This window comes from Kangiella marina, from assembly GCF_039541235.1.
Classification (GTDB): domain Bacteria; phylum Pseudomonadota; class Gammaproteobacteria; order Enterobacterales; family Kangiellaceae; genus Kangiella; species Kangiella marina.
In genome coordinates this window covers 558,683-574,210 of sequence record NZ_BAABFV010000002.1, presented here as the reverse complement: position 1 = coordinate 574,210, position 15,528 = coordinate 558,683, and the positions used below count along the sequence as shown (strand labels likewise).

The 15,528-nt window shown below is 40.3% G+C and carries 10 protein-coding genes, 1 tRNA gene and 1 pseudogene; 2 read left to right on the top strand and 10 right to left on the bottom strand.

Going from position 1 to position 15,528, the window contains the following annotated elements:
• The first annotated feature begins 24 nt into the window (after window positions 1–24).
• Both ABD943_RS10865 and ABD943_RS10860 read left to right on the top strand, forming a co-directional pair.
• Complete coding sequence (locus tag ABD943_RS10865; RefSeq protein ID WP_345293208.1) at window positions 25–1,911, top strand: M6 family metalloprotease domain-containing protein; 1,887 nt, start codon at window positions 25–27, stop codon at window positions 1,909–1,911.
• A gap of 149 nt (window positions 1,912–2,060) precedes the next feature.
• A tRNA-Val gene (locus ABD943_RS10860) sits at window positions 2,061–2,137 on the top strand.
• A 278-nt stretch (window positions 2,138–2,415) separates the two neighbouring features.
• On the opposite strand, the gene cysC is transcribed toward ABD943_RS10860, so the two are convergent.
• The 10 genes and pseudogenes from cysC to pgi all read right to left on the bottom strand — a co-directional run bounded on the left by cysC (window position 2,416) and on the right by pgi (window position 15,526).
• Entirely contained in the window at window positions 2,416–3,015 is a 600-nt protein-coding gene (cysC, locus tag ABD943_RS10855) for an adenylyl-sulfate kinase (protein ID WP_345293207.1), read from the bottom strand.
• A gap of 19 nt (window positions 3,016–3,034) precedes the next feature.
• A complete protein-coding gene (locus tag ABD943_RS10850) occupies window positions 3,035–4,783 on the bottom strand; it encodes an SLC13 family permease (RefSeq protein ID WP_345293206.1) in 1,749 nt (582 codons plus the stop codon).
• A 4-nt stretch (window positions 4,784–4,787) separates the two neighbouring features.
• The gene (gene cysN / locus ABD943_RS10845; protein ID WP_345293205.1) at window positions 4,788–6,206 is read right to left on the bottom strand and encodes a sulfate adenylyltransferase subunit CysN; all 1,419 of its coding nucleotides are present in this window, start codon (window positions 6,204–6,206) and stop codon (window positions 4,788–4,790) included.
• Window positions 6,206–7,111 carry a sulfate adenylyltransferase subunit CysD gene (cysD, locus tag ABD943_RS10840; RefSeq protein ID WP_345293204.1) on the bottom strand — a complete coding sequence of 302 codons (906 nt, stop codon included), beginning with the start codon at window positions 7,109–7,111 and terminating at the stop codon, window positions 6,206–6,208. Before cysD ends, cysN begins: the two co-directional genes overlap by 1 nt.
• Window positions 7,112–7,481: 370 nt before the next feature.
• Window positions 7,482–9,425 carry a polysaccharide biosynthesis protein gene (locus ABD943_RS10835; RefSeq protein WP_345293203.1) on the bottom strand — a complete coding sequence of 648 codons (1,944 nt, stop codon included), beginning with the start codon at window positions 9,423–9,425 and terminating at the stop codon, window positions 7,482–7,484.
• An 86-nt stretch (window positions 9,426–9,511) separates the two neighbouring features.
• Window positions 9,512–10,062, bottom strand: a pseudogene (locus ABD943_RS10830) (sugar transferase).
• A complete protein-coding gene (locus ABD943_RS10825) occupies window positions 10,056–10,988 on the bottom strand; it encodes an NAD-dependent epimerase/dehydratase family protein (protein ID WP_345293202.1) in 933 nt (310 codons plus the stop codon). Before ABD943_RS10825 ends, ABD943_RS10830 begins: the two are co-directional and overlap by 7 nt.
• Window positions 10,989–11,220: 232 nt before the next feature.
• Complete coding sequence (locus ABD943_RS10820; protein WP_345293201.1) at window positions 11,221–12,579, bottom strand: phosphohexomutase domain-containing protein; 1,359 nt, start codon at window positions 12,577–12,579, stop codon at window positions 11,221–11,223.
• A 12-nt stretch (window positions 12,580–12,591) separates the two neighbouring features.
• Window positions 12,592–13,881 (bottom strand): nucleotide sugar dehydrogenase, encoded by a 1,290-nt coding sequence (locus ABD943_RS10815; RefSeq protein WP_345293200.1) that lies wholly within the window; start codon window positions 13,879–13,881, stop codon window positions 12,592–12,594.
• Window positions 13,882–13,885: 4 nt separating this feature from the next.
• A complete protein-coding gene (pgi, locus tag ABD943_RS10810) occupies window positions 13,886–15,526 on the bottom strand; it encodes a glucose-6-phosphate isomerase (protein ID WP_345293199.1) in 1,641 nt (546 codons plus the stop codon).
• Window positions 15,527–15,528: the final 2 nt, after the last annotated feature.

Genomic DNA, 15,528 nt, shown 5'->3' with positions numbered 1-15,528 from the left:
ATTCAAAGTACAGGAAATCAAGAAATGAATAGATTGCTACTAGGGGTAGGCTTTCTGGCATGGAGCTCGGGAGCGTTAGCAGGAAAACCTTACATTGAGCATGAATACCAATACTTACAGCCGAATGGCGATGTCGTAACCATATACCTTAATGGTCATGATTACTTTGGCGAGCAACACAGCAAAACTGGCGTACTGGTCATCTACGATGAAACCGTCGGCGGCTTGGTCTATGCAACAGTTAATGAAGATAGAACGGCTTTAGTATCCACAGGCGAATTAGTCAGTTCGAGTGACTTTGATCCTTTCACGAACCGATATGTGCGTCGTGGAGGCCTAGGGTCTGGTGAAAAAGAGGAAGGCACCGAAGAAAATAAAGAAGAAAAACTAGGCGAAGAAACCTCTCAGCAGCAAATCACTCTAAAAACTCGCGAGCAGAAACTTAAGGAGCGCGCACAGTTTGCTTCTGGGAATGTACGTGGCTTAACTCTGTTAATTGAGTTTCCGGATGAAACTTCTGAGCTTAGTCAGCAACACATTGAAAACTTTTTAAATGCTGCGAACTACAGTGAGTTCGGAAACAGTGCATCGGTTAATGGTTACTTTAGTGATGTTTCACACGGTAACCTAAACTATACCAACACTGTCACTCGCTTCTATACTGCAAAGAATCACAAAGCTTACTACACTGATGATAATCATAGCTCAACAGTGCGTTCTAGAGAGTTAATTACTGAAGCTTTGACATGGTTAGAAAACACCGAAGGGTTTGATTTTTCAACATTGAGCACTGACGCCAACAACCAAATTATGGGGCTCAATGTATTCTACGCTGGCGACACTGATGGTTCTTGGTCAAGAGGTTTATGGCCTCATATGGGTAAACTCATCCCAGCATTCTGTGCTGATGGCGTTTGTACTGACCGTTACCAAATCACCAACATTGGTAGTGAATTAGAGTTGGGGCCCTTTGTCCATGAAACGGCACACCTGCTTTTCCGCTGGCCGGACTTATTTGACTATGATGAGTCTTCTTTTGGCTCAGTGGCGGATTTTGGTTTAATGGCGCTTGGTGGCGCAAAGTCCGATACGAAGCACAACCCCGTGTCTCCAAATGCATATTTCCGTTATCTAGCGGGCTGGGTAGAAGCGCAAGAGCTTAATCCAGATGTCAATCCTGAGTCGAGCCAAGGACAACAAAGTCTTTCTTCCGATAGTCGCGTAATCTATCGCTGGTCAAACCCTAATCGTCAAGGTGAAGCCTTTTATATTGAGACTATCCATCAGTCAGGCCACAACCAGTTTCAGCCAGATTCAGGTTTAGCGGTATGGCATATCGATCCCGATGGCAGTAACAATAATGAACTGTTGCCTTTTGTGCAAATGGAGCACGCTGACGGAAATCGCGACCCTGAAAATGCGATGAATCAAGGCGACGACACTGACTTATATGCAGGCAGTGACTTTAATTACAATATCCCGCAAAGCGGTGACGGCCAAACCAACTCATTATGGTCTGATGGCACTGAGTCAGGACTCCATATTCATAACGTGAGCCTGGCGTCTGCGGTAATGGACTTTACAGTAGGCCAGGAAGAAGCCGGCCAAGCAGAACCAACAGCGAGTCATTACTTTTCTAATTACTTGTACCATAATGAACTCAGAGTAGAGCCTCATGGTGGCTGGTTCTATACCGAAGGCGGCACTTTCACATTCACACTGGAAGGCCCAACAAACGCCGACTTTGATCTTTACCTACAGGAATGGAATGGCAATAAGTGGGTCTATGTGGCTGCATCTCAGTCTTACAGTTCATCTGAATCAATCCAGTACGCCACTCAACACGGTTACTATCGTGTGATTGTGCACTCTTATTATGGTTCAGGATATTATGAACTCAGGGTTTACTAAACTACTGTTTATAAGACCAAAAAAGGCTCCTCTTGGAGTCATTTTTGTCAATTCAATACAACTATCATTGACGTGGCTATAACCAACAAAAAGTCATAATAAGTACTTGAGTCCATCAAAGTTTGTGGTAGAATTCCCGCACTTAAAGAAGTCGCGTAGCTCAGTTGGTTAGAGCACCACCTTGACATGGTGGGGGTCGGTGGTTCGAATCCACTCGCGACTACCAAATTAAAAAGATGCCACGTTATGTGGCATTTTTTATAGCAGGATGATGTGGATGAGGACCACCGAAGGTGGTTTGACAAAAGACGAAGTCTTTTGAACAGACTTTAGTCTGGCCCTTCAGGGCAAGGGCATTAGCCCGCAGTAATCCACTCGCGACTACCAAATTAAAAAGATGCCACTTTATGTGGCATTTTTTATGTCCGCATTATTAGCGTTTTTTTGTTTTAAGTCTCATGAATAAAAAAGCCACTGCATTGCAGCTTTTTATATTACTGACATCTATTTTTTAACAAAACCTTTGTCCACCAAATAATCAACAACCTCTTGGGCTAGCACTTCCACTGGCTTGTCACCTGCTTTCAAGTGTACGTCAGGCTCAAGAGGAGACTCATATGGTGAATCAAGCCCTGTAAAATCCTTTATGTCACCTGCCCTGGCTTTTTTATACAGCCCCTTTGGGTCACGTTGCTCACAAACCTCGAGAGGAGTATCAACAAAAACTTCTATAAACTGGCCACTCGGTAATAAATCTTTCACCTGCTGTCTATCAGAGCGGAAGGGAGAAATAAACGCTGATAAAACGATAAGGCCCGAATCTGCAAATAACTTCGACACTTCACCAATACGGCGAATATTCTCCACCCTGTCTTCATCACTAAAGTTCAAATCCTTATTGAGCCCATGTCTTACATTATCTCCATCCAGCAAGTAGCTGTGATTCTGATTTTGAAACAACAAGCTTTCGACCGCATTAGCCACCGTCGATTTACCAGAGCCGGATAGGCCTGTGAACCATAGAACACAGGGTCTTTGTGACTTTTGTTTACAACGATCATCATGGCTCACTTGATGTTGATGCCAAACAACGTTATCGCTCATGACTACCTCACACTCTCATCTAATTAAAAGGAAAAACTATCGGAATCATGACTATCGCCACGATACTAAAACTCATCGATACTAACCAACCCGCTTTTGCAAAATCCGTAAACTTTAAGTTACCGGCATTCATCACCATCAAGTTGGTTTGATACCCAAATGGGCTAATAAAACTTGCAGAGGCACCGTAAGCTACGGCCATTACAAAAGGCATGTAATTAACCCCAAGCGATTCAGCCAAGCCAAATGCCATTGGGAACATTAAGGCTGCTGCTGCATTATTGGTCACCACCTCGGTGATTAACCACGTTAGCAAGTAGCAAACAATAAAAGCCCAATATACACCGATATAATCATTACCGGAATCAACAGATAACAACGCCTGCACTACGCTGGCCAAAAGCTCCGCAGCACCAACCTGGTTAAAAACATCTGCGATTGCTAGCGCAGAAGCTACGACAAGCCATATTTCAAAAGGTAAACGTCTTCTGACTTCTGTCGGTGTTAGAACACGAAATACAAATAATGACATTAAATAAAGAAATAAGCCTGACAGCAGAGTCATAACACCTGCGGCCGCCATGCCAACCACAGCCAAAAAGCCAGTTTCAGCGGCTACTTCTTGGTGTTTAGCCAGTGGCGGGTGGAGTTCTTTTTTATCCAGCAAAATAAAATTACGATCAATATTAGGTCGCTTGTAGAAATCTAGACCGATTGCTAAAACCAGCTTGTCGCCAGCTCTTATTTCCGTATTTGCGATGGTTCCAGACAATCTTGAGCCATTCCGTCCGATAGCCACTACAGCTGCGTCAAAGTGTGCCCTAAAGCTACTTTGTTTTAAAGATCTCCCTACTAGCGTTGAGTTAGGGCTGACGATGACTTCGGTTAAATACTTATCAAGCAACCCTGTATTCTCAGCAAATACGCTTAAACCATTAATTGCAGCTAACTGTTTAGCCTGCGAGACATCGCCCGCGAAAATGAGTTGGTCATCCGCTTTTAAAAGCTCATCAGAATCAGGCATTGAAATAACATGGTCTTCCCTAATTAACTCAACAAGCGTTAAACCAGATAAGCCTGCGAGTCCTGACTGCTGTAGAGTTTGCCCAACAATAGCGCTACCAGACTCAATGCTGGCCTCTAAATAATAGTCTTTGCTGATTTCTTTCGGTAACACTGAGCCCGTAATCCAGTAGCTACTAATGATCACAGCCGTGCCAGCCACCAATAAAATACTGAGGCCCACCGATAGAAAGTCAAAAAAGTTAAGACTAGGCTCACCGTAATCAACCAAGAAACTGTTAACAATTAAGTTGGTAGAGGTACCGATAAGGGTTAGTGTTCCACCAAGGATGGCGAAATACGATAGCGGAATAAGAAGCCGCTTTGAAGGATGCGATGTATTTTTCCTAACAGCACTCATCAATGAAGCAACGACAGCGGTATTATTCAATAGCGCTGAGCTGAATGCGACCAGCCCACCCATCCGTAAAAGCGTTAACAGCTGGCTTTTCGCGAATAACCGTTTACTTATCCAGCTCAACAAGCGAGTTCGCTCAAGAGCTAATGAACTAATCAGTAATAAAATAAGAGTCAGAACAGCTGGGTTCACGGCATGACTAAACATCCTTTCAGGCTCAACAAACCCAGGGAAGTAGAGTATTAAGGCGGCTAATGAAAAAAGCCATGCAGGGCGAGCAATATTCATTATTAGCCCACCAAGCATGGCTACTATCACCGCTACAACATAGAGTTGCGCGAAATCCATTTAATTAGCTCTTAGTAATGTCTTTGGCTCCCCAATGTGGGAAATGTTTGCGCACAAGTTGATTAAACTCAAACTCAAACTCGCTGTAGTTATGCTCGGTAACATCATCACCAGAGTCAGTCAGTGCCGTTTCTATCATCCCAGCCCCAACAGTCACATTGGTTAAACGATCAATGATGATAAACGCCCCTGTTTTGTGGTTACTTCGATAATCGTCGAACATCACTTTTTCATTGACCGACAAGTCCACAACACCGATTTCATTTAACTCCAACTGGCCAGCATCATGTTCAGCCATCGTATTCACATCTATACGGTGATGAACCTCGTCAAACTCACCGGTAGTTAACTTACTATTAAACTTAATGTAATACTCACGATGTGTGGTCAGTGCAGTCTCGTGCATCCAAACAACTTTTGCTCGCATACGGTTTGACACATTGGGAAGGTTATCCTTCTTAACAATCATGTCGCCACGGCTGATATCAATTTCATCGTTAAGCGTTAAAGTCACAGCCATTGGCGCCGAGGCCTCTTCCAGCTCTCCATCGAAAGTTACGATGGATTTAATTTTTGCCAGCTTACCGGAAGGCAATGCTCTAATAGTATCGCCTTTAGCAATAGTACCTGAGACGATAGTTCCGGCAAACCCTCGAAAGTCCAAGTGCGGCCTATTGACGTATTGCACAGGAAATCTAAAGTCGACCAAATTAATATCACTAGCGATCTCAGTGGTTTCAAGATAGTGCATCAAAGGCGAACCACGAAACCAGGTCATGTTCTCGCTGGGGTTAACAACATTATCACCATCGAGCGCTGAAATCGGTACAAATCGAATATCCGGGATATCCAAAGAGCCAGCAAGTTCTAAGTACTGTGCTTGAATTTCTTTGTATCGCTCCTGAGAGTAATCAACCAAGTCCATTTTATTGACAGCCACGATGACATGCTTAATGCCTAATAAAGAACATAAAAAGCTGTGTCGACGTGTCTGGGTTTGAACACCATGTCTAGCGTCCACCAAAATAATAGCTAAGTCACACGTTGATGCGCCCGTTGCCATATTGCGAGTATACTGCTCGTGCCCCGGAGTATCCGCTATAATAAATTTGCGCTTATCCGTTGAAAAGTAACGATAGGCAACATCAATCGTAATCCCCTGCTCACGCTCAGACTGTAATCCATCAACTAGCAGCGCTAAATCAACCTTATCGCCTGTCGTGCCTGACTTTTTGCTATCTTCAGTGACCGCAGCTAACTGATCTTCAAAGATCATTTTACTGTCATGTAACAAGCGACCAATTAGTGTACTTTTACCATCATCAACGCTACCGCAGGTAATAAAACGTAATAACTCTTTATTTTCATGCTGCTCAAGGTAAGCAAGAATATCGTTTTCAATTAAAGGAGATGCATGTGACATTAGAAGTACCCCTCAATCTTTTTCTTTTCCATAGAACCTGCGCTATCACGGTCAATCACTCGACCTTGGCGTTCCGAAGTTTTTGTCAGTAACATTTCCTGAATGATTGCTGGAAGTGTATCAGCATCGGACTCTACGGCTCCTGTTAGCGGATAACAGCCTAGCGTACGGAAACGTACTTTTTTCATCATGGGCTTCTCACCTTCTTCCAAAGGCATGCGGTCATCATCCACCATGATTAAGGTGCCATCTCGCTCTACTACAGGGCGCTCCTTGGCGAAATAGAGGTCTGGAATCGGTATTTTCTCAAGGTAGATATACTGCCAAATATCCAGCTCGGTCCAGTTAGACAGAGGGAAAACACGAATGCTCTCTCCCTTGTGAACTTTACCATTGAAAATATTCCAAAGCTCTGGGCGCTGATTTTTAGGGTCCCAACGATGCTTCTTATCGCGGAAAGAGTAGACACGCTCTTTGGCTCGTGTTTTTTCCTCATCACGACGAGCACCACCAAAAGCAGCATCGAACTGATGCTCATTCAAAGCTTGCTTAAGCCCTTGAGTTTTCATGATATCCGTATGAGTTGCGCTACCATGACTAAAAGGACCCACATTCATCGCCAACCCATCAGGGTTCTGATGAACTAACAGTTCAAAACCATAGTCCTTAGCCATTTGGTCACGGAAGGCAATCATCTCTTTGAACTTCCACGTCGTATCAACATGAAGTAGTGGAAATGGCAGCTTCGCCGGCGCAAATGCTTTGCGCGCCAGATGAAGAAGTACAGATGAGTCCTTGCCTACGGAATAAAGCATTACTGGTTTATCAAACTCAGCAATGACTTCACGCATGATCTGGATGGACTCATACTCAAGTTGACGAAGATGTGTTAGAGAAATGACCATAATGACTGCCCGGCTCCTCAGAGCACCGTTACCACCATGCCCTGAAGTCAGGGCACTAAACAATCATTAAAGTATAGGAATAGAAGTTATATAGGTTAAATAACTAGAAAAGATAAAGGTGTGATAGAAAGAAATATGGGCATTAATTAGATTTTTTGAGTAGGAATAATAATTCTTGTGCTTCTATTTCATATGTTTTGCAATTTATTGTGAGTTTCGGTGGGTTTACACACTGGTAAACTAATTACTACTTTCTCAATTTAAGATAGCATGCTGGAAAAGTAGCTTAATCACTTTTTCGATTCCGTAGCCCCTTTGCAATAGCTAGATAAGATAAGTAATAAAATATTTAAGTATAATTTTTATAGTGTTACGACTTAAGCTTTATTATTTTTGAATCTGTCGAAGAAGACTTTTCTCTACTCTTCCATAAATAATCTTCAATGACAGCATTTGGATTATAATCAGCCGGAGCCTCTAGGAGTATATCTCGAATACCTTGGATATCATCGATTAAGCAACAAGCCTCAAGTTTTTCAATAATAGCAGACATTTCATTCCACAACAGAAACTCTTCATTTGCTGTCATAATTCTTGGATGAGCGGTGCCTTCTACATTATTACCGATTAGTAACTCTTCAAATAACTTTTCTCCTGGCCTTAAGCCCGAATAGACTATCTCTATATCGCCATGTGGGTTTTCAGCACTCTTAGGTTCAAGGCCCATTAATGTAATCAATTTCTTAGCTAGCTCAACAATTTTTACTTGTTCCCCCATATCTAAAACAAAAACATCTCCTCCTTTTGCCATTGCTCCAGCTTGTATAACAAGCTGTGCAGCCTCTGGAATGGTCATAAAGTATCTGATGATATCTGGATGGGTAACTGTTACTGGGCCTCCATTTCTAATCTGGTTTTTAAATGCAGGAATCACGGAACCTGATGAACCTAGAACGTTTCCAAATCTAACCATGCTGAAGCAAGTTTTGGCATTATTTGTCGCTATAGATTGACAAACTAGTTCAGAAAATCGTTTTGTTGCACCCATTACATTTGTTGGTCTCACAGCTTTATCAGTTGAAATAAGAACAAAACTTTCGACACCAGCTTCTTCCGATGAGATAGCAACATTAAGAGTACCGAAAACGTTATTTTTTATACCCTCAATCACATTGTGTTCTACCATAGGTACATGCTTATAGGCAGCAGCATGGTATACGGTTTGAACATCAAAACTCTTTATAACTTTGCTAATTTTTTTCTTATCTAAAACAGTTCCAAGAATTGGCTTAATTAAAACATTAAGATTTTCACTTGCTTTCTTTTCATTCAGTTCTTTATCTATTTGGTACAATGCAAATTCAGATACATCAAACAGAATTAAAGCTTTAGGTTTCAGCATTAAAATCTGTCTGCATAACTCGGAACCAATAGAACCTCCAGCTCCAGTGACAAGTATCACTTTATTAGAAATATTCTTTTTAAATAGCTTTTTAACTGGGGGAACAGGGTCACGTCCCAAAAGATCTTCAATTTCAACATCTTGAAACTCATCAATCTTCATTTTCCCAGCAACTATATCAGCCATACCAGGTATAGTTTGAACCGCGACACCAGCTTTTTCCACCCTACCAATAATAAGTTTTCGTTGAGCTCTTGAAATACTCGGTAATGCCAGTAATACTTTTTCTGCACTGTTCAGTTTAACTACATTTTTCAAATTATTCGGGCTGTAAACTCTTATTCCTTGAATTATCACACCGTCAAGCGAGGTTTCATCATCTATAAAGGCTACTGGATAGTATTCATTACCGGCGATTAAAGACGTAGCTAATTGGCGTCCAGCAGAACCGGCTCCATAAATAACCACCTTCTTCTTTTGAGTATTAAATCGCATACTAAAATAAGAACGAACTAGTAAGCGAGAACCACCCAACAAAATACAAAGTACTGCACCATATATAACAGTCGAAGATCCAACAACAAATGGAATACTCAAGCTGTTGCCAATAAAGTAATAGGCAAAACTTGATAAGGAAGAACCTAAAGCTACAACCAACAATATTTTAAAGCTTACAAAACGATTAACAGCTCTATAAAAGCCCAAAATAGCCAACAAGAATATTGAACTCACTATGGATGTAGTTGCATGAATGAAGTAAACATTACTAGTCTCGTTAATGCTTAAACTTTGAAATGTTAAGTACAACGCTAATATATAGGCGAAAATATGAATGCCTAAATCAACGATGTAAGTTATACTTCGCTTTACTGCTCTTGGGGCCGATAACAGTTTTTCTAATATATAGGCCATTTTCATATATCCATTAGATTATAATCATCTTTATCTTGCTAATAACTATCTCAGTCATACTTTAAACGTACTTAGCTATAAAGGAATTATTTAACTCTATCACCCGCACCCCTGCCAACAAGTTCATAAAAATATATTTAAAGTAACCTTTTAGGGTTAAAGAGTTAAGCATTACAGCATCAGTCTCGGCTAACAATTCAGGTGTAGACATATCGATCTGATTAACTTGTGCTAAACCCGTTATACCAGGACGAGAATTAAACACTCCGTACTTCTCTCTGGCATCAGTTAGCTCTTGATGGTTAAATAATCCAGGTCTAGGTCCAACTAAGCTCATTTCACCTTTTAACACATTCCACAATTGCGGAAGCTCATCCAGCTTTGTTTTGCGCAAAAGGCCTCCAAAAGTAGTAATGGCACTGGAGGCTGCTAAGTGGCTTGCTACACTAGCTGTATCGACTTTCATTGTTCTAAATTTTACCAGCGTAAATGGCTTTTTATAGCGCCCAACTCGTACTTGGCGAAAAATCGGTGATCCTGTATCAAGAAATCCGATAAGAGTTAAAGTTACTAGAATTGGTAAACCAAATACCAAACCAAATAAGGCAAAAATAATGTCTATAAAACGAATTAGCATAATTCCTCTTTAATAAAACAGCGCTTGATCCCCTCTTCAACCGTTATCGGAGGTGTCCAATTCAATGTATGCTTGGTATGGCTGATATCAACCTGCAAGTTACCACAAAGACGGTCAATAATCGTCTGTTTTCTGGTTAATATGCCAATGACTTTTAATATAGTTACTGGCACTGCTAACAACTTAGTTTTTTTCCCCGAAGCTATTATCATCATTTTAAGTAAATCAGTGGTAGAAATATCCTGATCATCACTGACTAAAAATGTCTGGTTAGCGGCTTTTGAATGATCAATGCATGTAATAATTAAGTCTATCAAATTATCTAAAGCTACTAAACTACGTTTATTGTAGATTGCACCCAAAGGCAAAGGGAGGTTTTTGTTTGTTAGTTCTCTCAACTTGCAAAAGTTTCCCGGAGCTTTTGCACCGTATACCAATGGAGGTCGAATAATAACGACTTCCATACCTGTTTCAGAAGCGACTCGTTTGAGCTCATTTTCTGCTTCAAATTTTGAAATAGCGTATGCCTCCACCGGGCAAGGTGTATCAGAAACTGTAAACGGTTTGTTATTACCAAGACCATTAACACCTATAGAGCTTAAAAATACAAAACGCTTTACCCCTTGTTTAGCAGCTGACTTCGCAATAGCCAATGTTGCTTCGGTGTTGATCTGTCTATATTTATCTAATGATTCTCCTGCAGCATGTGCTTTCGCAGCCGCGTGAATCACTATGTCAATGTTGGAAAAGTGCTGAGATTGATTTGCTAAATCTGCAAGATCCGCAACAATTGGATAATGAACATTAGGTAATGACATTGTGATATGCTTTCTTACCGGTGCGATTATATGATGCTCTCTATTTAAGAGCGTCATAAGTCTCGTCCCGACAAAGCCAGAAGACCCTGTAACTAAAATTTTAGCCATTGCTCAAACTCCCAAGTCCTCATTTCAATATAAAGTTTAAATATCTTAGATGAGTGCCTCACCGTTGTTCTTCTAAAGGTTAGCAACACTATGTAATCCAAAACATAAAGTTTTATATAAGAACATAGTTTTTACAAAAAAAAATTTTTTATAAAAGATTGCCTCATTCATCTCCATTAAAACAACTTTATTACAACTTATTAAGATCATATTTGTCACTCGCTGACTCTAATCAGAGCAATGATAATAGTTCTTCTGTTTTTTCATCTAAAAGAGCTCTATTACCTCTTGCTTCAACATTTAATCGAACGACAGGTTCAGTATTTGACCTTCTAAGATTAAATCTCCAGCTCTCAAACTCCAGACTGATACCATCGGTGGTATCTATTAGTTTTGCTTCACTCTGAAACTCATGTTTAATTTGCTGGATCGCCTTATCTGGATTATCAATAGCTTTATTAATCTCACCAGATGAAGGAAACTTATTAATACGCTCCTCAACTAGCGATGAAAGTAAGGTGCCTTTTTGGGATAATAATTCAGCGACAAGTAGCCACGGAATCATGCCACTATCACAATAACCAAAATCCCTGAAGTAATGATGTGCTGACATTTCACCACCATAGACGGCATCATGTTCACGCATAACGTCTTTAATAAAGGCATGCCCACATTTTGACTGAATAGGTATACCACCATTTGCTTTTACAATATCAATCGTATTCCAGGTTAAACGCGGATCATGAACAATCTTACTTCCAGGATTTTTCTTAAGAAATGCTTCGGCCAAAAGACCTACGATATAGTAGCCCTCTATAAATTGTCCTTTTTCATCGAAAAGGAAGCAGCGATCAAAATCACCGTCCCAAGCAATTCCCATATCAGCTTGGTGCTCAAGGACAGCACTAGATGTTACAGCCCGGTTTTCTGTAAGGATTGGGTTAGGTATTCCATTCGGGAAAGTTCCATCTGGCTCATGATGTATCTTAATGAACTCTACAGGAATCCCTAGCTCTTCAAACTTTAACTCTATTGCATCAATTATATGCCCAGCAGCTCCATTACCACTGTTCATCACTATCTTCATTGGCATTAAAGAATTAAGGGTGATGTAGCCTAAAAGATGCTCAACAAATTCTGCGGTCACATTTTGCTTACTGAGATTGCCTTTATCTTTCGAAATCTCAGAATTAATCAATCCACTATAAACCAAGGATTCTATATCCTTTAAGCCAGTATCGGCACTAATTGGACGAGCGTTCTGTTTAACCAGCTTTAACCCATTATAATCGATAGGATTATGGCTGGCAGTCACTTCAATACCTCCATCAACCCCAAGGTATTGAGTCGCAAAATACACTTCTTCCGTTCCAGTCATGCCAAGGTCTATAACGTTGACCCCTTCATCCATAAGACCACTAGCAGTTGCTTGCTTTAACTCTTCTGATGTTAATCGTATGTCCGCCCCAATAACAACTGATTCTGGCGATAGCTCTCTAGCAAATGCTCTGCCAATTCTATAAGCGATATCAGTATTTAGTTCTTCTTCTAATTTGCCTCTAATATCATAGGCTTTAAAGCATGACTTCATAGCAAAACCTTTTTAATCATTTCTTTTCTGACCGCGGCCAACAGCAAAGTATTGGAATCCAAACTCAATTAATTCCCCTGGGTCATATATATTACGACCATCAAAGATAATTGGTTTGTTCATTCGTTGCCTGAGTAAGATAAAGTCAGGCTCAAAGAATTCCTTCCAATCAGTAACAATAAATAGTGCATCAGAATCTTCTGCAGCCTCATATTTATTATCAAAAAGTTGGATATTAAGATATTCACTATATTGTATAGAAAGTGCAGTTGTTGAAGCAGGATCGTAAATATTGATCTCACAGCCTTGAGCCGTTAAAGCTTCTATTAATTCGTGAATAGGTGAGTTGTCTATTGAGCTGGAGTTAGGCTTGAAGCTCGCCCCCCAAATGGTAACTCTTAACTCAGAGATATTAGCTTTGTTATAAGACCAAAATTTTCGGAATAAAACTTCCTTTTGGTTTCGATTTGTTTCAGATACTGCCTTTAACATCTCCGAGCCCGAGCTTGTTCGAGAAAACTGTAATAATAAGTTATCCACTTCCTGAGGGAGGGTTAGCCCTCCAAACCCACAACCAGGCTGTAAGTAAGAATTCCCAACCCGACTATCTGCTCCGATGCCTTCAATCACTGTATTAATATCGATATTAAATTCTTCTGCAAGGCTTGCAAGTTCATTGATTAAACTTAAACGTGTGGCCAACATAGTACAAATTGAAGTTTTTATAAGTTCTGCTTCAGAACCCGAGACAAACATTACCTTAGTGGCATTTTCAATAACTTGTGACAGTAAAGTTGATAGCATTGAGATCAGATAATTGTCGTCAGTACCTATTAGAAGTAACTCTGGACTTTCAAAATCACTAAAGGCATTACCCTCTCTAATGAAAGGGGGCAGCGTGCCAAGCCTTAATTGACCTTCCTGGATATAGCTTTTGAATTGATTAGATATGGAATTGAAAGTTCCTATACCAAGAGTTGTACTTATTACGAGTGATATTGTTTCTCCGGAACTAAGCAGGTTGCTAACAAGCTTAAAGAGCTCTCCTGACTTTTTATCCTTATAAAAGATCCAATGAATATCAGCGCTACTAAACTTTGAAGTATCTGAAAGCTCTAAATTATTACTGATGGCAGTTCTTTCAAGTTTGGACTTCAGACCTGGCTCATTTTTTAGGAAAGGTTGTTCATCGATTTCTGAATGAAATGATTTTGTGTGCTGTATTACAGAGTTTCCATACAAACTTAAGGATATGGCTGCGATATATGCCTCAAGAGTATTTCCGTATATAGAAACTTTCATTACATTACGCCTTTGCTTTAATGATATCTAACAATGAGTTAGTCGAAATATCTGACTTTAAATTATTATGATCAGATTGTATTGCTTGGAGTATTTCATCTGCAATTACCTTACCAAGCTCTACTCCCCATTGATCAAAAGGGTTTATTCCCCAGATCATCGCCATAACATAGACCTTGTGCTCATACATGGCAATGAGTCCGCCTAACGAGCGAGGATTAAGTTCATCAATCAGTATAGTTGTTGATGGCTGATTACCATTATAAAATTTATGGGCAGGTAACTCATCATTACTCGAAACTACTTTGTTACCAAAGGCTAGAACCCTTGATTGTGCAAGGCAATTAGCTAAAGAGAGTTGATGTTGTTTTATTAAGTACTCATCAGTACCACTACCATTTTTTGTATTATGGTAACGCTTTATTGGCGCAATAAAGTCGCAAGAAACTTTTTGTGTGCCTTGATGAAGTAACTGATAAAAAGCGTGCTGAGCATTGGGACCAATATCACCCCACAAAATTGGACATGTTTTAAACTTAACTGTATCCCCTTTCTCGGTGACTGCCTTACCATTACTTTCCATCTCAAGCTGGGTCAAATAATTAGGCAAGTATTGCAAGCGACCATCATAGGGAAGCACTGTATGTGCGTTGATACTTAAGAAGGTTGCATTCCAAATCCCAACTAACCCTAATATAACTGGAAGATTTTTCTCTAAAGGAGTCTTGGCAAAGTGCTTATCCATTTCATGAGCCCCGGCCAAGAGTTCCTTAAAATTATCCATGCCGATGGATAATGCTATTGGTAACCCTATTGCCGACCAAAGAGAAAAACGCCCACCAACCCATTCCCAAAATAGCAACTGATTTTGTTCTGGTATTCCCCAGAATTTCATTTTCTCTGGGCAAGCCGATATGCCTACGAAATGTTGCTTAAGAACGAGCTTTTTATTAGAACAGGCTCCCAACATCCATTCCATTGCGGTATTCGCATTATAAAAAGTATCAACTGTAGTAAAGGATTTTGACGATATAATGAAAAGGCAAGTTTCTGGGTTAAGCTGATCTAGAAGTTTAAATATCTGTGTACCATCCATGCTTGAGACAAAGTGAAAGTCTAAATCAACCTTGCAACTTGTCTTAAAGTCTTTCAAAGCATTAGTGACCATGAAAGGACCAAGATCTGAGCCGCCAACTCCAATATTGATGATATCTGTGATAGCCCTCCCTGAATACCCACGCCACTGTCCCTTGTGAACCTTACTCACTATCCTTTCAACTTCATTCAATGTCTGGTGTACATCCTTTACCAGATTTCTTCCGTTTACCATTAAGCTATCACTTTCTGGTAACCGCAGTGCTGAATGTAACGCTGGGCGTCCTTCAGAGATGTTAACTGACGAACCGGTAACCAAAGATGAAATTTTATCTTCAAGGTCGGACTGTTCAGCTAACTCTAATAAACCCTCAAATATATCCTGATTAATTAACTGTTTGGTGAAATCCAGGTGGTAGATTGAGTGGTTTAGTAAAAATCGGCTCGCTCGCTCTGGCTCTTTTTCAAATAGATCAAATATTGAGCTTTGTTCGACTGAGCGAGCTAGGCAATTAAGCTTTTTCCAAATCTTATTATTATCTGAGGTCATTA